Origin of the sequence: Streptomyces sp. SID13726 (assembly GCF_010548375.1) — a bacterium.
Classification (GTDB): domain Bacteria; phylum Actinomycetota; class Actinomycetes; order Streptomycetales; family Streptomycetaceae; genus Streptomyces.
Genome location: NZ_JAAGLY010000039.1, coordinates 39,792 through 54,853 on the forward strand (window position 1 = coordinate 39,792; position 15,062 = coordinate 54,853).

Below are 15,062 nucleotides of genomic sequence, written 5' to 3' on the forward strand. Positions count from 1 at the left end.
CGGGGCGCGCGGGCCGAAGGCAGGAGCGGAGCCCCGAGCCCCCGAGCCGCGCGGCGGCCCGCGGTGCGGGCCGGTGGTGTGTGATCAACGCAGTGGCGGCCGGAAAGCCGGACGGGACACAGCGACCGGATGGCCGAACGGCCAAGAGCCCCCACCCTGGACCAACATCACCAAAGGACCGGTGCCCGAAGAGGGACGGAGGCTCAAGCCCTGAGGGGCTGTGAAGCGTGGTGAAGCCGAGGAACCTTACGGTTGCTGTCGGCTCCTGTTATCCCAAGTGCGCGACGGCTGGAGCTGTGCCGGATCATCCAGGCTGCGCCGAGGGATCACCCCCTCCCCCGCCGGAACGGCGGGGCTTGATGAGGTAGAGAAACCTGTAACAGCTCGGCTTCAGCGTCCGGCGTGGGTTCGCGCGCCTAGTGGGTACCCACTAGCCTGGAACCACCCTAGGGAACTGGAGGTTGATCAATGCCTGCCGACGCGCGGCAGATCGCCGACGACCTGCGGGCACGGATCAACGACGGTGAGTTTGGGCCTGGCGCTCGGCTACCCGGTGAACCCGCGCTCGTCAGGGAGTACGGCGTAGCCAAGATGACAGCGAGTGGCGCACTGAAGCTGCTGATTGCAGAGGGGGCGGCGGTCTCGCGCCCCGGCTCTGGGACTTACGTCCGGGAGTTCAGGCCGATCCTGCGGGATGCAACCAAGCGCCTTTCTCGTGATCAGTGGGCGGCCGGGAAATCAATCTGGTCGGCTGACGTCGGCGAGCGACCCATGACCGTGGCGGATGTCGAAGTGAGTGAAGAGGACGCGCCTCGCTGGGTCGCTCGCGTTCTGGGGCTCGACGAAGGTGCACGCGTCATCGTGCGTAGCCGCCTGTTCCTCGTGGATGGCGAGCCGGTGCAGATGGCGGTGTCCTACCTTCCCGCCGACCTGACGCGCGACTCGCGTATCGCAGAGCCCGACACGGGGCCGGGGGGAACCTACAAGCGCTTGGCCGAGTTGGGTGCTGAGCCTGTGCACTTCAGCGAGGATCTACGTGCGCGCATGCCCAACTCCAACGAAGTGGCGCGGCTGGCGATTCTTCCCGGTACGCCCCTGATCGAGATCTGTCGGACGGCGTACACCTCGGACGGCAGGGCGGTTGAGGTGAACCAGATGTTCCTTGACGCTGGCGCCTATGCGCTGCGCTACTCATTTGGGAGCTGACGCCTAGTCAGAAACTGAACGGCGGAACAGTAGGGCCCACTTCGGTGGGCCTTTTTGCTGCCCCGGGAGCTCCTGGAGGGATGACGATCCCGCACAGCCTCTTGACCTCCCTAGGGAGGTTGGAGTTCAATCTCCCTAGGGAGGTTGAATCCGCTTCCCGTACCCGGCTCTTTGGGAGCATTCGCATGGCTGTCTTCAAGATCGACCTTTCGACCGCTGTGGTGTTCGTCGCGACCGCCCCGGAACCGAAGGTGATCAACAAGCGGACCGGTGAGCGGGCGATGGACCGTGACAGGCCGGACGTGGGTCTGTCGACGGTGGGTCTGCTCGTCTCGGACGAGGGGGAGGGCAACCTCTACCAGGTCACGATCCCCGAGACCGGTTACCCCGAGGGCATGATGCCGGGGACGCCGGTGGCGGTGACGGGGCTGAAGGCGCGGGACTGGGAGAGCGAGTTCAACGGCCAGAAGCGGCACGGCATCAGCTTCCGTGCGGTCGCGATCACCCCGCTGGGGGCCTGATCATGGCCGACCTGGTCACCTGTATCGAGCTGGCCGGGGCTGCGGCCGGGGCCGGTGGTCTCGGCTACGCCAAAGCCCGTGCGCCGCGCGTGTACTGGTCGCTCGTGGGGATGCCTCTCACGTGGGGCCGGTTCGCCTGGAACTACAACTCGACGATGGACGTGTGCGGGCTGACCGTGCAGCCGTCCGGGTTCCGCGCGTTCGTCAAGCGCAACGTGGCCCGCAGCGAGGTGCGGCCGGTCCCGCCGAAGATCCGGCGCGTCCGCCCGACCTCGACCGGTCTGCACATCACCCTGCGTCTGCCGGCCGGTCTGGAGCCTGCCGACATCGCCGCGTCGTCGGAGCGGTTGCGGCACGCGTTCGGGGTGCGGTCGGTGACCGTGACGGAGACCAAGCCCGGCCATGTCGAGCTGCGGATGACCGGTTGGGACGTCCTGAGCCGGGTCCGGCTGCCGCGCAAGGCCACCCCGCGTGACCTGGTGGTCCCGGTCGCGTTGCGGGAGGACGGCACGGTCTTCGAGCGGGACTACCGCAAGGTGCCGCACGCGCTGACGCTGGGGGCGAATCAGTCCGGCAAGTCGGTGTATCAGCGCAACCTGATCAAGGGGCTGGCGCAGTTGCCGGTGGGCCTGATCGGTATCGACTGCAAGCGCGGTGTCGAGCAGGGCCGCTATGCCTCGCGGCTGTCGGCGCTGGTGACGAGCCCGGAGGATGCCGGACGGCTGATCGACGCGCTGATCGGTGAGATGGAAGAGCGTTTCGATCTCCTGGCCCTGCATCAGGTCTCGGATCTGTGGGAGCTGCCTGCGGATCTGCGGCCGGTGCCGTTGGTGGTCCTGGTCGACGAGATCGCGGAACTGTTCTTCGTGACCTCGAAGAAGGACGAACCGGCCCGCGACAAGACGGTCATGCAACTGGTGCGGCTCGGGCAGATGGCCCGCGCGGTCGGCATCTACCTGGAGGTCTGCGGGCAGCGCTTCGGCTCCGACCTCGGCAAGGGCGCCACCGCCCTGCGAGCCCAGCTCACCGGCCGGGTGGTGCACCGGGTCAACGACAAGCAGACCGCTGAAATGGGCCTGGGTGACATCGCCCCCGACGCGGTCATCGCGGTGACCACGATCGCTCCGGACCGCCCCGGGGTCGCGGTGGCCGGAGACACCTCCGGCGGCTGGTCCCGCATCCGCACCCCGGAAACCACCCCCGACGAAGCCGCCGCGGTCTGTCGCGCGTTCGCCGACCTCGTCCCGGAGCTGCCGTTCCTGGCCCCGTTCCGGCCGGTCGACCAGCTCGCCGTACCGCCCCGGCCCGCTTCTCCGCCGCGGGTACGACCCCAGCCGGTCACGGAGTAACTCCCCCCGTTTGAAACGTGGTTGGCGCGACCACCTCGCGCCGGGTCCCTACCCGAGCCATGCCGAAAATCGAGCGGAGTTCGCCCATGGCACCGCGCAAGACCATCAAGCCCAACCCCAAGGCCAAGTCCCGGCCGTGCGAGCCCTGCAAGGGCACGGGTGAGGTTTCCCGCCCGGTCCGTGTCGGCCGCAAGCAGCGGGTCGCCGGACAGCAGACCGGTATCTGCCTGGGCTGCCTGGGCTCCGGCGAGATCCCCGCCGCCGACTGAACTCGCCGGGGCCGGGCGGCCGGAGAACCGATTCCCCGCCCCGCCCCCGGCCCGACCTCTGAGAGGGAGGTGAAGACCCGTGTCCCGCAAGATCCACGTGGACGCTGTGCTTGTTCAGGCCGTGATCGCCGGTGCGTTGTCCTTCGCCCACCTGCACGACCTCGCCGCCGCTGCCGGACAGACCGGATGGAAGGCCTGGGCCTACCCCATCTCCGTCGACCTGCTGCTGGTCGCGGTGTGGCGACGGCTGCGGACCGAGCGCTCGACGCTGGCCTGGTTCTGGTTCCTTATCGCCCTGGTCGCCTCGCTCGGCGCGAACATCGCCACCGCCGGGCTCCTCGACCTCGACCACGTTCCGGCCTGGCTGCGCATCCTCGTCGCCGGATGGCCCGCGCTGGCCTTCCTCGGCGGCACTCTCCTCGCCCACCAACCCGCCGCCCTCACAGCGGAGTTGGCACCTGAGCCGGTCTCCCGGCCCGCGCCGGTCGTCGACCTCGACCGCCCCGAGCCGTCCGCCCCGGCCCCCGAGATCACCATTCCCGAGCCGACCCCGGCCCTGCCCGAAGCAGCTCCGGCCCCGGTGGTGCCTCCGGCGCTGGTGGATCACGCCCGGAAGATCGCTGCCGATCACCGCTCGCGGACCGGCAGTGAGATCGACACCGCCACCCTGCGCGCCCGGCTCGGCGTCCCCGAATCCCTCGCCGGAGCAATCGTCGCCCAACTCGCCTGACACATAAGGAGGTTCACCCGTGCGACCGAACCGCTTCTACGACGTGATCCGTATCGGCCCGGTCCGGGTCGGCACCTACAACAACGGACGCGGCCAGACCCGGCACACCGCCGCATGCACCGCCCCGAACTGCGGGTTCTCCACCGAACACCGCGACCGTTCGGCGGCCGAACTCGCCGCCCGCACCCACCGCTGCACCGGCTGACCGGGAGGACTGGACTCATGGAGTTCCCCGAGGACCAGCTTCAGGCCGGTCATATCCCCGCCGACGTCTACCGGCGCATCCCGCCCGGCTCCGACTTGCGCAAGGTCGTGATCGTGCAGGAAGCCCCGCGCTCCTACAAGGGCCCGATCGTCCTGACCCTGGTCGTCGCCACCTCGGCCGTGGTCGTGCTGCTGGTGATCGCGTTCGTCGCTCAGATCGTTGCCGCGTCCGCGGTCGCGGTCCTCTCGGCCACGGGCGGACTCAGCTACACGATCAACCGGGGCGCCAAGAAGAAGCGGGAGTTATCCCGCGCGGGCACCCGCAGGCGCTCCCGCGCGCCGCGCAAGCACCCGGCCCGTTCAACGCGCCGACGTTTCAAGTGAAGCCCTCCGGGGCGGCCTCAACCGCCAAGTTTCCGCCGCCCCGGACGGCCCTGAACCGCTTCCAGATCTCCCGATCCGAAAGGGCTCCGTCCATCATGCCTGTTCGCCTTGCGAACCGCCCGATCTGCCGCAACTGCGACGACTTCCCGGTCGTCTCGATCACCACCGGCGCTCGCCGCGTCGACGGCTCCCGCGTCCTGCTGCGCGTCGTCTGCCCCGTCTGCCAGGGCACCGGCCACGCGCACCACGCCCCCGCCTCCCTCACTCGCGCGGGGAAGTGATCGCGTTGACCGACACCGCCACCATGGCGGGCCTGGACCCGGCCACCCTCACCGACGTGCTGAGGCTGGCCGGGCACCCTGGCTTCGACCGCATCCAAGACCAGATCCGCCGCACCGGCGGCTGCGCCGACCCCATCCACCTTCAGGGCTCGACGGTCACCCGCGACCGGGCCACCGGGCAGGCCCTGCACACCTACTCCACGGACACCGAGCCCGGTGGACGCCTCCGGATCGCGTGCGGCAACCGGCGGGCCTCACGCTGCCCCTCGTGCGCCTGGACCTACGCCGGAGACACCTACCACCTCATCCGCGCCGGACTCGTCGGCGACCCCGCCAAGGGCACCCCGCCCACCGTGCGGGACCACCCGAGGGTGTTCGCCACCCTCACCGCACCCTCCTTCGGACCCGTCCACAACCGGCCCGGCAACAGGCCGTGCCGCTGCGGGGCCCGGCACCGTGAGGACGCTCCCGAACTCGGCACCCCGCTCAACCCCGCCTCGTACGACTACGCGGGCGCGGTGCTGTGGAACAACCACGCCTCCGAACTGTGGCGCTACTTCACGATCTACCTCCGCCGCGAGATCGCCAAGCGGGCCGGACTCACCCAGAAAGCCGCCCGTGAACAGTCTCGTGTCTCCTTCGGCAAGGTCGCCGAATACCAGAAACGCGGCGCCGTGCACTTCCACGCCGTGATCCGCTTCGACGGACCGGACGGGCCCGACGACTCGCCCCCAGCCTGGGCCACCCTCACCCTGCTCACCGACGCAATCGAGGCTGCCGCCGCCCGTGTCACGGTCGACATCCCCCGGGCCGGTGACCAACCGGCCCGCACCCTGCGGTGGGGCACCCAGCTCGACGTACAGCCCATCGGCGCCTTCGGCCACGGCGAGGAGATCACCGAAGCCGCCGTTGCCTCCTACGTCGCCAAGTACGCCACCAAAGCCGCCGAGACCACCGGCACCGTCGACCGCCGCGTCGGCAACAAAGAAGCCCTCGTGCTCCTCGGCGTCCCGGACCACCCCCGCCGCCTGATCGAAGCCTGCCTCGACCTCCACCGGCTCTACCCCGAACGCAAGCTCCTCGACTGGGCCCACATGCTCGGCTTCCGCGGGCACTTCTCCACCAAGTCCCGCCGCTACTCGACCACGTTGGGCGCCCTCCGGCAGGTCCGCGCCGACTACCGCGCCGCACAACAACGCCAAGCCCTCGGACTGCCCGACCCCGACGACAGCCCCGAGGCAACCACGCGCATCCTCGCGCACTGGGCCTACGCCGGTCACGGACACACCCCCGGCGAATCCTGGCTCGCCGCCAACATCCGCCGCGACATCCAACACAACCGCGAGACCGCCCGCGACGAACTACCCGCCCTGCTCGAACTCGAAGGGGCGGCCGCATGACAACTGCCCCTGTAGAGCTGCTGACCGTGCCGGAGGTCATGACGCGGCTGAAGTACGGCCGGAGCAAGGTCTACGACCTGATCCGCTCGAAGCGGCTCGCCTCGTTCACCGAGGGACGGTGCCGCCGGATCCCCGAGAGCGCGCTTCAGGACTACATCCGCACCCGACTTGAGGAGGCAGCCTGATGCCCCCTCGCAAGCGGAACCCGAATGGCGCGGGCACGGTCACGAAGCGGGCTGATGGCCGCTACCAGGCAGCGGTGTACGTCCCTCAGCCGGACGGCACCACGAAGCGGAAGTTCGCGTACGGCAAGACCTTCGAGGAGTGCGACCGAAAGCGCCGAGAGCTGATCGATCGTGCCAACGGCGGCATCCCGACGCCCACGCGGGACATGACGCTTGGTCAGTGGTTCGACTACTGGCTTGAGATCATCGTGAAGCCCAACCTCGCCCCGAACAGCTACCGGGCGTACGAGACGGCCGTACGTAACCACCTGCGTCCACGTCTCGGCTCGAAGGTGATGCTCAAGCTCGGTGTCAGGGAGCTGCGAGGGGCCATGCAGGCGCTCGTAGACGAGCAAGGTGCCAAGACCGCCAAGCGGGCTCTTCGGGTCCTCTCGGCAGCGCTCACGGCCGCGATGGTCGAAGACATCGGGGTGACCCGGAACGTCGCCAAGCTCGTGCACGTCCGCGCGTCCACGGACAGCGGCAAGAGCTGGGATGCGGTGACGGTGCTCCGCTTCCTGGCGGCGGCTCGTCGGCTCAGCCCGTACTTCCCGGCCTTCCTGTTGATCTGTCTTCTGGGCCTGCGCCGTGCTGAGGTGTGCGGCCTGCGCTGGGAGAACCTTGACCTGGACAACCGGATCGTGTGGGTGGAACAGCAACGCCAGCGCAGCAGCGCGGGCACGATTGATGATGCGGAACTCAAGACCGAGACGTCGAAGGCACCTCTACCACTGCCCGCTCAGTGCATCGCTCCCCTGCGTTGGACCCGGATGCGCACCGCCTGGCTCCGCGAGCGAGCGATCAGCCGAGGGCGCTTCTGGTTCGAGGACCCTGACGCGCACGTGTTCATCACCCGCACCGGCCGTCCGCTCACCGCGCCGCACCTCTTTCTCGTGCTGCAACGGATCATCACGAAGGAAGGGCTCGGCAAGATGAACCCGAAGGGACTGCGCAAGTCCGTCGGCACGCTCCTGGTCCACCTCCGTGTGCATCCGAGGATCATCAAAGCGATCCTCCGGCACAGCCGGATCGCGACCACCTTGGACATCTACGCTGAGGCTCTGGACCCGGACGTCATCGAGGCTGTCGGCCAGCTTGACCGGCTGCTCCGGCAACCGGCGCGGCTCCGCGAACTGGAGGCTGCATCGAGCCTGAAAACCGCCGCTTGATGTCACCAACTGATGTCACGGCCCCTCGCCTCGCGCATCGTCGCAGGCAGAGGGGCCGTTGGCGTTGATCAGGGCGAGAGCATCCCATTCTCATAACAGTGGCGAAGGCAGTGGTGAGATAGGTCACCGGCCAGTGACCTTAGTCGTACCGGGCAGTCACTGTCTGCCCTCGGCAGCCGCCGTGGGTGTCAGCCGTCGATGTCAGGCGAGTCGCGTGGCCTCCGCACCCGGATCAGCTGATTGTCACCTGCCGGGCCCTGGCGCACAGCTCGGCGAGAGCCTCGGTCGTCACCGGCGACACCACTCCCTCCTCCGTGACGATCGCGGTCACCAGTTCGGGTGGTGTCACGTCGAACGCCGGGTTGTACGCCTGCGTCCCCAGCGGCGCCACCGGAATCCCGCCACCCGCCTCCGCTCCCGCCACCGGAACCTGGGGCGCCGCGATCTCGGTCACCTCGTGCCCGGCCCGCTGCTCCACCTCGATCGCCGCACCGTCCGGCGTCTCCTGGTCCACCGTGGTCAAGGGCGCCACCACGATGAACGGCACATGGTGGTACCGGGCGAGCACCGCGAGCGGATAGCTCCCCACCTTGTTCGCCACCGACCCGTCGGCCGCGATCCGGTCCGCCCCGATCAGCACCGCATCCACCTCCCCGGCCGCGAACAGCGAGCCCGCCGCGTTGTCGGTCAGCAGGGTGTACGCCATCCCGCTGCGCGCCGCCTCGTACGCCGTCAGCCGGGCGCCCTGCAACAACGGACGCGTCTCGTCGACCCACAGCCGCCGCAGCCGCCCCGCGCGATGAGCCGCCAGCGCCACCGCGAACGCCGTCCCCTCACCGCCCGACACCAGCGAACCGGTGTTGCAGTGCGTCAGGACCCGGTGCCCGCCGCCCGGCAGCAGCTCGTCCAGCAGCGCCAGCCCACGCTCGGCCATCGCGGCACTGGCCGCGGCGTCCTCCTGGTGCAGCCCGCGCGCCGCCGCCAGCGCCGCCCCGGCCGCCCGCTCCTGATCGCCGGCCCTGCCGAGCTCGGCCCGGTACGCGGCCTGGGCTCTGCGCACCCCCACGGCGAGGTTCACCGCGGTGGGACGCGCGCCCGCCAGTACGGCCGCCGCCTCGTCCACGTCGAACCCACGCGCGGCGGCGAGCGCGACCCCGTATGCCCCCGCGATCCCGAGCAGCGGCGCCCCGCGCACGGCGAGCGAACGGATCGCCTCCACCAGCGCGGACGCGTCCGTACAGACCAGTTCGACCTCCTCGGCCGGCAGCCTCGTCTGGTCGAGAAGCACCAGTACGGGACCTTCGGGTGGCTCCTCCCAGCGGATCGCCGGTATCTCGGTGGGCTTGCTGTCCTCGCCGGATTGCGCGTACTGATCAGCCATGCGGTCAGTCTGCCCCTTGTCCGGCGGACTATTGAAGGTGTGCAGCCCATACCGCGGCTGGTCCTTCGGTGACCACCCCATGGCACGATGGCTGCCAACCTGCCGCCGCGACCGCGGACGGGCACCGTGAAGGAGCGACGATGAAAGACACTCCGGGCTGGGCCTCGCCCGGATCCGCCCCGTCCGAAGGACACGAGCCCGGCACGTCCGGTCCCACCGAGCCCGCCGACGCGAACACCGCTCAGCAGCCGGAGGACGCCCCGCAGGACACCGGCCCGAAGTGGTCCCAGGAACAGCCGCCACCCGGCCAGTGGTCCGCGCCCGCAGGCCCCGCGGCTCCCCCACAGGCCCCGCCGCCCCCGCCTCCCGGCCCGGGCTGGGGCTCCCAGCCCCCCGCCCGCCCGCCCGGCGGCCACAACCCTCCCCCCGGCTGGGGCGGCGGCTACGGCCACCCCGGCTACGGCGGCTGGGGCGGCCCCCCGCCCGCGGCCAAGCCCGGTGTGATCCCGCTGCGCCCGCTCGGCGTGGGCGAGATCCTCGACGGCGCCGTCTCCACCATGCGCACCTACTGGCGCACGGTCCTCGGCATCTCGCTGACCGTCGCGGTCGTGACCCAGGTCCTCGTCATCCTGCTCCAGGGCTTCGTCCTGAACGACAGCGCCGGCACCGAGGCCCTCAACGACCCCAGCGCCAGCGCCGAGGAACTGAGCCGCGCCCTGGGCGAGACCCTGGTCGGCACCAGCGTCGTCTTCCTGATCTCCCTGATCGGCACCGTCGCCGCGACCGCGCTGCTCACGACCGTCACCAGCCGGGCCGTACTCGGCAAGCCCGTCACCACCTCCGAGGCCTGGCGTGACGCCCGCCCGCAGGTGCCCAAGCTGTTCGGCCTGATCTTCCTGCTGCTGCTCATCACCTTCGGCGTGATCCTCGTGGGCGCCCTGCCCGGCATCCTCGTCGCCGCCTCGGGCTCGAACGGCGGCGGCATCGCCCTCGCCGTCCTCGGCATCGTCGGCGCCGCCGTCGTCGCGGTGTGGCTGATGATCCGCTTCTCGCTGGCCTCGCCCGCGCTGATGCTGGAGAAGCAGAGCATCGTGAAGTCGATGAGCCGCTCCGTCAAGCTGGTCCGCGGCTCCTGGTGGCGGGTCCTGGGCATCCAGCTGCTGGCCACGATCATCGCGAACATCGTCGCCGCGATCGTCGTCCTCCCCTTCACCTTCCTCGCCGCGGCACTGAGCGGCGAAGGCGTCGGCGGCTTCGTCGAAGGCACCGGCGACCTCGGCTGGACGTTCCTCATCGTCAGCGGCATCGGCTCGGTGATCGGCTCCATGATCACCTTCCCGATCACGGCCGGCGTCACCGTGCTCCTCTACATCGACCAGCGCATCCGCCGCGAGGCCCTCGACCTCGAACTGGCCCGCGCGGCAGGCGTCCAGGGCTACGGCACCGACCCCGCCCCCGGGAGCTGATGCGGTGAACGTGCCGGGGGGAGTGCTCACCATGCTGCGCGCCGACGGCATCTCGGTGCTGTCACTGGCACGGTCGTCCGACGAGCCGCCGGTGACGATCCCGCGCGACCCCGCGCGGGAGGCGGCCCGCCGCGAGCTGTCCAAGCGGATGTACCACGAGAACGACCCCAGCTGGTTCCAGCGCGCCCTCAACGCCTTCTGGGACTGGGTCGACAAGCTGTTCAACACCGCCGCGTCCGCGACCCCTGGAGGACCGCTCGGCCTGGTCGTCGTGATCCTGGCCGTCCTCCTGGTCGCCGGCGCGCTGTGGTGGCGCCTGGGCACCCCCCACCGCGGCGCCACCTCCTCCGCCGCCCTGTTCGACGACCGCCCCCGCAGCGCCGCCGACCACCGCGCCGCAGCCGAGGCCCACGCCGCCCAGGGCCACTGGAACCAGGCCGTCCAGGAGCGCATGCGCGCCATAGTCCGCTCCCTGGAGGAACGCACCCTCCTCGACATACGCCCGGGCCGCACCGCGGACGAGGCCGCGGCGGAAGCGGGCCGCGCCCTGCCCTCCCACGCGGACCGACTGCGCTCCGCCGCCCGGGACTTCGACGACGTCACATACGGCGGCCGGGCCGCGTCCGAGCCGTCGTACCACCGCATCGCCGAACTCGACCACGACCTGGAACGCACCAAGCCCCTGCTCGCGAACAGCACCAGCGCCACGAGCGGCAGCCACAGCGCGGACCAGGACGCCCGCCCGGGAGCCGCCGAATGACCAACGAGGCCACGCTCCCCACCACCTCGGCCTCGCCCACCGCCCGCCAGGTGTGGACCCGCGCGCGAGGCGTCGTACTCGCTCTCGTGCTCCTTCTCGCCGCGGCCGTGGCGATCGCGGCGATCCGATCCACCGAACGCCACGGCAACCTCGACCCGCGCTCCGCCGACCCCTACGGCAGCCGCGCCGTCGCCGAACTCCTCGCCGAGCGGGGCGTCGACACACGCGTGGTCACCACCCTGAACGAGGCACGCGCCGCAGCCGGCCCGGACACCACGCTCCTGGTCGCCGTGCCCGACCTCCTGACGGACCGCCAGCAGACCCAGCTGCACTCCTCGACGATCGGCTCCGACGGCCGCACCGTCCTGGTCGCCCCCGGCAGCTGGTCCGTCGAGCGCCTGGCCCCCGGAGTGGTCGCAGACCCCGCCACCAGCCTCGACTCGACGCTCTCCCCCGACTGCGCCTTCCCGGCCGCCCGGCGCGCGGGCAGCGCCGACACCGGAGGCATCCGCTACACCGTCACCCACCCCGGCAACGACGAGTGCTACCCCAGCGACCGCCTGCCCACCCTGGTGCGTGTCCCGGCGGCCTCCGGGGACGGCGACACCGTCGTGCTCGGCGCGCCCGACATCCTCCGCAACGACACCCTCGACGAGCAGGGCAACGCCGCGCTCGCCCTCCAACTCCTCGGCTCCCGCCCCCATCTGGTCTGGTACCTCCCCTCGCTCTCCGACACCTCCGCGACCAACCCGGACGAGGAGAAGGACTTCCTCGACCTGCTCCCCTCGGGCTGGCTCTGGGGCACACTCCAGCTCTTCATCGCGGCAGCACTCGCCGCCCTGTGGCGGGCACGCCGGCTGGGCCCCCTCGTGCCCGAGAAACTCCCCGTCGCGATCCGCGCCTCAGAAACCGTCGAAGGCCGCGCCCGCCTCTACCGCAAGGCCAACGCCCGCGACCGCGCGGCCACCGCTCTTCGCTCCACCACCCGCACCCGCCTCGCCCCCCTCGTAGGCGTCCCCGTCACCCAGGCGCACGCGCCCGAAGCCCTGCTCCCCGCCCTGTCCGCCCATCTCCACAACGACGGCGACGGACAGTCCCTGCACTCCCTCCTCTTCGGCCCGCCGCCCGGCGACGACACAGCCCTCGTCGCCCTGGCCGACCAACTAGACGCCCTCGAAAGAGAGGTACGCCGTTCATGATGGACCCGACCACTGACAACGCCGGGACCACCGGGGCCCCGGACACCGCCCGGGCCTCCCTGGAAGCCCTGCGCGCCGAGATCGCCAAAGCCGTGGTCGGCCAGGACCCCGCCGTGACCGGTCTTGTCGTCGCCCTCCTCTGCCGCGGACACGTCCTACTAGAAGGAGTCCCTGGGGTCGCCAAAACGTTGCTCGTCCGCGCCCTCGCATCCGCACTGGAACTCGACACCAAGCGCGTCCAGTTCACCCCGGACCTCATGCCGAGTGACGTGACCGGCTCCCTGGTCTACGACACCCGCAGCGCGGAGTTCTCCTTCCAGCCCGGCCCGGTCTTCACCAACCTCCTCCTGGCCGACGAAATCAACCGCACCCCGCCCAAGACCCAGTCGTCCCTCCTGGAGGCCATGGAGGAGCGCCAGGTCACGGTCGACGGCACCCCGCGCCTCCTCCCCGACCCGTTCCTGGTCGCCGCGACCCAGAACCCGGTGGAGTACGAGGGCACCTACCCCCTCCCCGAGGCACAGCTGGACCGTTTCCTCCTCAAGCTGACGATCCCGCTCCCCTCCCGCCAGGACGAGATCGACGTCCTCACCCGCCACGCCGAGGGCTTCAACCCCCGCGACCTCAAGGCCGCCGGCGTACGCCCCGTGGCAGGCCCGGCCGACCTCGAAGCCGCGCGCGCGGCAGTCGCCAAGACCACGATCTCCCCCGAGATCACCGCCTACGTCGTCGACATCTGCCGCGCCACCCGCGAGTCCCCGTCCCTCACCCTGGGCGTCTCCCCGCGCGGCGCCACAGCCCTCCTGGCCACCTCGCGCGCGTGGGCATGGCTCACCGGCCGCGACTACGTCATCCCCGACGACGTGAAGGCCCTGGCCCTCCCCACCCTCCGCCACCGCGTACAGCTCCGCCCGGAAGCCGAGATGGAGGGCGTGACGGCCGACTCCGTCATCAACGCGATCCTCTCCCACGTCCCGGTCCCCCGCTGATGGCCCTCACCGGACGCGCCGCACTCCTCGCGGCCCTGGGTTCCGTGCCGATCGGCATCTGGGAACCCGGCTGGGCAGGCATCCTCGCGGTCAACGCCCCCTTGGCGGTGGCCTGCGCCTGCGACTTCGCCCTTGCGGCTCCCGTACGACGACTCGGCCTGACCCGCTCCGGCGACACCTCCGCCCGCCTGGGCGAGACGGCCGACGTGACCCTCACGGTCACCAACCCGTCCGGCCGCCCGCTCCGCGCCCACATCCGCGACGCCTGGCCCCCCAGCAGCTGGCAGCCCGGCACGGAGATCGAGGCCTCCCGCCACCGTCTCACGGTCCCCGCCGGCGAACGCCGCCGCCTCACCACCCGCCTACGCCCCACTCGCCGAGGCGACCGCCAGGCCGACCGAGTGACGATTCGCTCCTACGGCCCCCTCCGGCTGTTCGCCCGCCAAGGCACCCACAAAGTCCCTTGGACGGTCCGCGTCCTGCCCCCGTTCACCAGCCGCAAGCACCTCCCCTCCAAGCTCGCCCGCCTGCGCGAACTCGACGGCCGCACCAGCGTCCTCACCCGCGGCGAGGGCACGGAATTCGACAGCCTGCGCGAGTACGTCCCCGGTGACGACACCCGCTCCATCGACTGGCGAGCCACCGCCCGCCAGACCTCGGTCGCCGTACGCACCTGGCGCCCCGAACGCGACCGCCACATCCTCGTCGTCCTCGACACCGGCCGCACCTCAGCAGGCCGCGTCGGCGACGCCCCCCGCCTCGACGCCTCCATGGACGCGGCCCTCCTCCTGGCCGCCCTCGCATCCCGCGCCGGCGACCGCGTGGACCTCCTCGCCTACGACCGCAGAGTACGCACCCTGGTCCAGGGCCGAACAGCGAACGACCTCCTCCCCTCCCTGGTCAACGCGATGGCCCCCCTCGAACCCGAGCTCGTCGAAACCAACGCCCGAGGCCTCACGGCCACAGCCCTCCGCACGGCCCCTCGCCGCTCCCTGATCGTGCTGCTCACCAGCCTCGACGCCGCACCGATCGAGGAAGGCCTGCTGCCCGTCCTCCCCCAGCTCACCCAGCGCCATACGGTCCTCCTGGCCTCCGTCGCCGACCCGCACATCGCCCACATGGCCACAGCCCGCGGAGACACCGACGCGATCTACGAAGCCGCAGCCGCCGCACAGGCCCAGACGGAACGCCAGCGCACGGCAGAACAGCTCCGCCGGCACGGAGTCACTGTCGTCGACGCAACACCTGACGACCTGGCTCCTGCATTGGCCGACGCATATCTGGCACTGAAAGCAGCCGGACGCCTGTAAACAAAAAAAGGAGGCGCGAGGCGCCCCCTTGAAAAACGAACCCGAAACACAGAAAGGCCCACACCTTGAGGTGTGGGCCTTTCTTCAAAAGGAGTTCGGCGGTGTCCTACTCTCCCACAGGGTCCCCCCTGCAGTACCATCGGCGCTGTAAGGCTTAGCTTCCGGGTTCGGAATGTAACCGGGCGTTTCCCTCACGCTATGACCACCGAAACACTATGAA

Annotated in this window: 17 protein-coding genes and 1 rRNA gene; 16 read left to right on the top strand and 2 right to left on the bottom strand. The window is 70.6% G+C overall.

Annotation, left to right across the window (positions count from 1 at the left end):
* The first annotated feature begins 468 nt into the window (after nucleotides 1–468).
* The 11 genes from G3I78_RS44825 (at nucleotide 469) to G3I78_RS44875 (ending at nucleotide 7,737) form a co-directional block, all read left to right on the top strand.
* A complete protein-coding gene (locus tag G3I78_RS44825; RefSeq protein ID WP_164435916.1) occupies nucleotides 469–1,206 on the top strand; it encodes a GntR family transcriptional regulator in 738 nt (245 codons plus the stop codon).
* A gap of 185 nt (nucleotides 1,207–1,391) precedes the next feature.
* Nucleotides 1,392–1,727: a hypothetical protein gene (locus tag G3I78_RS44830; RefSeq protein ID WP_164435919.1), complete on the top strand. Its 336-nt coding sequence runs from the start codon at nucleotides 1,392–1,394 to the stop codon at nucleotides 1,725–1,727.
* 2 nt (nucleotides 1,728–1,729) lie between these two features.
* Complete coding sequence (locus G3I78_RS44835) at nucleotides 1,730–3,076, top strand: FtsK/SpoIIIE domain-containing protein (RefSeq protein ID WP_164435921.1); 1,347 nt, start codon at nucleotides 1,730–1,732, stop codon at nucleotides 3,074–3,076.
* Nucleotides 3,077–3,162: 86 nt separating this feature from the next.
* Nucleotides 3,163–3,345: a hypothetical protein gene (locus G3I78_RS44840; protein WP_164435923.1), complete on the top strand. Its 183-nt coding sequence runs from the start codon at nucleotides 3,163–3,165 to the stop codon at nucleotides 3,343–3,345.
* 79 nt (nucleotides 3,346–3,424) lie between these two features.
* A complete protein-coding gene (locus G3I78_RS44845) occupies nucleotides 3,425–4,075 on the top strand; it encodes a DUF2637 domain-containing protein (RefSeq protein WP_164435925.1) in 651 nt (216 codons plus the stop codon).
* 19 nt (nucleotides 4,076–4,094) lie between these two features.
* Nucleotides 4,095–4,280: a mobile element transfer protein gene (locus tag G3I78_RS44850; protein ID WP_164435927.1), complete on the top strand. Its 186-nt coding sequence runs from the start codon at nucleotides 4,095–4,097 to the stop codon at nucleotides 4,278–4,280.
* A gap of 17 nt (nucleotides 4,281–4,297) precedes the next feature.
* Nucleotides 4,298–4,663, top strand: a complete 366-nt coding sequence (locus G3I78_RS44855; RefSeq protein ID WP_239158422.1) for a hypothetical protein — start codon at nucleotides 4,298–4,300, stop codon at nucleotides 4,661–4,663.
* 95 nt (nucleotides 4,664–4,758) lie between these two features.
* A complete protein-coding gene (locus G3I78_RS44860) occupies nucleotides 4,759–4,944 on the top strand; it encodes a hypothetical protein (RefSeq protein ID WP_164435929.1) in 186 nt (61 codons plus the stop codon).
* A gap of 5 nt (nucleotides 4,945–4,949) precedes the next feature.
* Nucleotides 4,950–6,344 carry a replication initiator protein RepSA gene (gene repSA, locus G3I78_RS44865; protein ID WP_164435931.1) on the top strand — a complete coding sequence of 465 codons (1,395 nt, stop codon included), beginning with the start codon at nucleotides 4,950–4,952 and terminating at the stop codon, nucleotides 6,342–6,344.
* Entirely contained in the window at nucleotides 6,341–6,529 is a 189-nt protein-coding gene (locus G3I78_RS44870; RefSeq protein ID WP_164435933.1) for a helix-turn-helix domain-containing protein, read from the top strand. Before repSA ends, G3I78_RS44870 begins: the two co-directional genes overlap by 4 nt.
* Nucleotides 6,529–7,737, top strand: a complete 1,209-nt coding sequence (locus G3I78_RS44875; RefSeq protein WP_164435936.1) for a site-specific integrase — start codon at nucleotides 6,529–6,531, stop codon at nucleotides 7,735–7,737. The genes G3I78_RS44870 and G3I78_RS44875 overlap by 1 nt, the downstream gene beginning before the upstream one ends.
* Nucleotides 7,738–7,969: 232 nt before the next feature.
* Here the strand turns inward: G3I78_RS44875 and mtnA are convergent, their stop codons facing one another.
* Nucleotides 7,970–9,118, bottom strand: a complete 1,149-nt coding sequence (gene mtnA, locus G3I78_RS44880; protein WP_164435938.1) for an S-methyl-5-thioribose-1-phosphate isomerase — start codon at nucleotides 9,116–9,118, stop codon at nucleotides 7,970–7,972.
* A 140-nt stretch (nucleotides 9,119–9,258) separates the two neighbouring features.
* Between mtnA and G3I78_RS44885 the strand changes: the two genes are divergently transcribed.
* The 5 genes from G3I78_RS44885 to G3I78_RS44905 are packed head-to-tail and all read left to right on the top strand — an operon-like array spanning nucleotide 9,259 to nucleotide 14,842.
* The gene (locus tag G3I78_RS44885; RefSeq protein ID WP_164435940.1) at nucleotides 9,259–10,584 is read left to right on the top strand and encodes a glycerophosphoryl diester phosphodiesterase membrane domain-containing protein; all 1,326 of its coding nucleotides are present in this window, start codon (nucleotides 9,259–9,261) and stop codon (nucleotides 10,582–10,584) included.
* A 31-nt stretch (nucleotides 10,585–10,615) separates the two neighbouring features.
* Complete coding sequence (locus G3I78_RS44890) at nucleotides 10,616–11,344, top strand: DUF4129 domain-containing protein (RefSeq protein WP_164435948.1); 729 nt, start codon at nucleotides 10,616–10,618, stop codon at nucleotides 11,342–11,344.
* Nucleotides 11,341–12,543, top strand: coding sequence for a DUF4350 domain-containing protein (locus tag G3I78_RS44895; protein ID WP_164435942.1), 1,203 nt, complete (start codon nucleotides 11,341–11,343; stop codon nucleotides 12,541–12,543). Before G3I78_RS44890 ends, G3I78_RS44895 begins: the two co-directional genes overlap by 4 nt.
* A complete protein-coding gene (locus G3I78_RS44900; RefSeq protein ID WP_203616402.1) occupies nucleotides 12,543–13,532 on the top strand; it encodes a MoxR family ATPase in 990 nt (329 codons plus the stop codon). Before G3I78_RS44895 ends, G3I78_RS44900 begins: the two co-directional genes overlap by 1 nt.
* A complete protein-coding gene (locus tag G3I78_RS44905; RefSeq protein ID WP_164435946.1) occupies nucleotides 13,532–14,842 on the top strand; it encodes a DUF58 domain-containing protein in 1,311 nt (436 codons plus the stop codon). Before G3I78_RS44900 ends, G3I78_RS44905 begins: the two co-directional genes overlap by 1 nt.
* Nucleotides 14,843–14,935: 93 nt before the next feature.
* On the opposite strand, the gene rrf is transcribed toward G3I78_RS44905, so the two are convergent.
* Nucleotides 14,936–15,052, bottom strand: a 5S ribosomal RNA gene (gene rrf, locus G3I78_RS44910).
* Between the last annotated feature and the right edge of the window lie 10 nt (nucleotides 15,053–15,062).

What these genes read in the sequence shown, in the direction of transcription:
- G3I78_RS44885 (WP_164435940.1), top strand. Translation starts at nt 9,259, where the DNA reads ATGAAAGACACTCCGGGCTGGGCCTCGCCCGGATCCGCCCCGTCCGAA.
- G3I78_RS44900 (WP_203616402.1), top strand. Translation starts at nt 12,543, where the DNA reads ATGGACCCGACCACTGACAACGCCGGGACCACCGGGGCCCCGGACACC.
- G3I78_RS44860 (WP_164435929.1), top strand. Translation starts at nt 4,759, where the DNA reads ATGCCTGTTCGCCTTGCGAACCGCCCGATCTGCCGCAACTGCGACGAC.
- G3I78_RS44835 (WP_164435921.1), top strand. Translation starts at nt 1,730, where the DNA reads ATGGCCGACCTGGTCACCTGTATCGAGCTGGCCGGGGCTGCGGCCGGG.
- G3I78_RS44890 (WP_164435948.1), top strand. Translation starts at nt 10,616, where the DNA reads ATGCTGCGCGCCGACGGCATCTCGGTGCTGTCACTGGCACGGTCGTCC.
- G3I78_RS44855 (WP_239158422.1), top strand. Translation starts at nt 4,298, where the DNA reads ATGGAGTTCCCCGAGGACCAGCTTCAGGCCGGTCATATCCCCGCCGAC.
- G3I78_RS44875 (WP_164435936.1), top strand. Translation starts at nt 6,529, where the DNA reads ATGCCCCCTCGCAAGCGGAACCCGAATGGCGCGGGCACGGTCACGAAG.
- G3I78_RS44905 (WP_164435946.1), top strand. Translation starts at nt 13,532, where the DNA reads ATGGCCCTCACCGGACGCGCCGCACTCCTCGCGGCCCTGGGTTCCGTG.
- mtnA (WP_164435938.1), bottom strand. Translation starts at nt 9,118, where the DNA reads ATGGCTGATCAGTACGCGCAATCCGGCGAGGACAGCAAGCCCACCGAG.
- G3I78_RS44830 (WP_164435919.1), top strand. Translation starts at nt 1,392, where the DNA reads ATGGCTGTCTTCAAGATCGACCTTTCGACCGCTGTGGTGTTCGTCGCG.
- G3I78_RS44840 (WP_164435923.1), top strand. Translation starts at nt 3,163, where the DNA reads ATGGCACCGCGCAAGACCATCAAGCCCAACCCCAAGGCCAAGTCCCGG.
- G3I78_RS44870 (WP_164435933.1), top strand. Translation starts at nt 6,341, where the DNA reads ATGACAACTGCCCCTGTAGAGCTGCTGACCGTGCCGGAGGTCATGACG.
- G3I78_RS44895 (WP_164435942.1), top strand. Translation starts at nt 11,341, where the DNA reads ATGACCAACGAGGCCACGCTCCCCACCACCTCGGCCTCGCCCACCGCC.
- G3I78_RS44825 (WP_164435916.1), top strand. Translation starts at nt 469, where the DNA reads ATGCCTGCCGACGCGCGGCAGATCGCCGACGACCTGCGGGCACGGATC.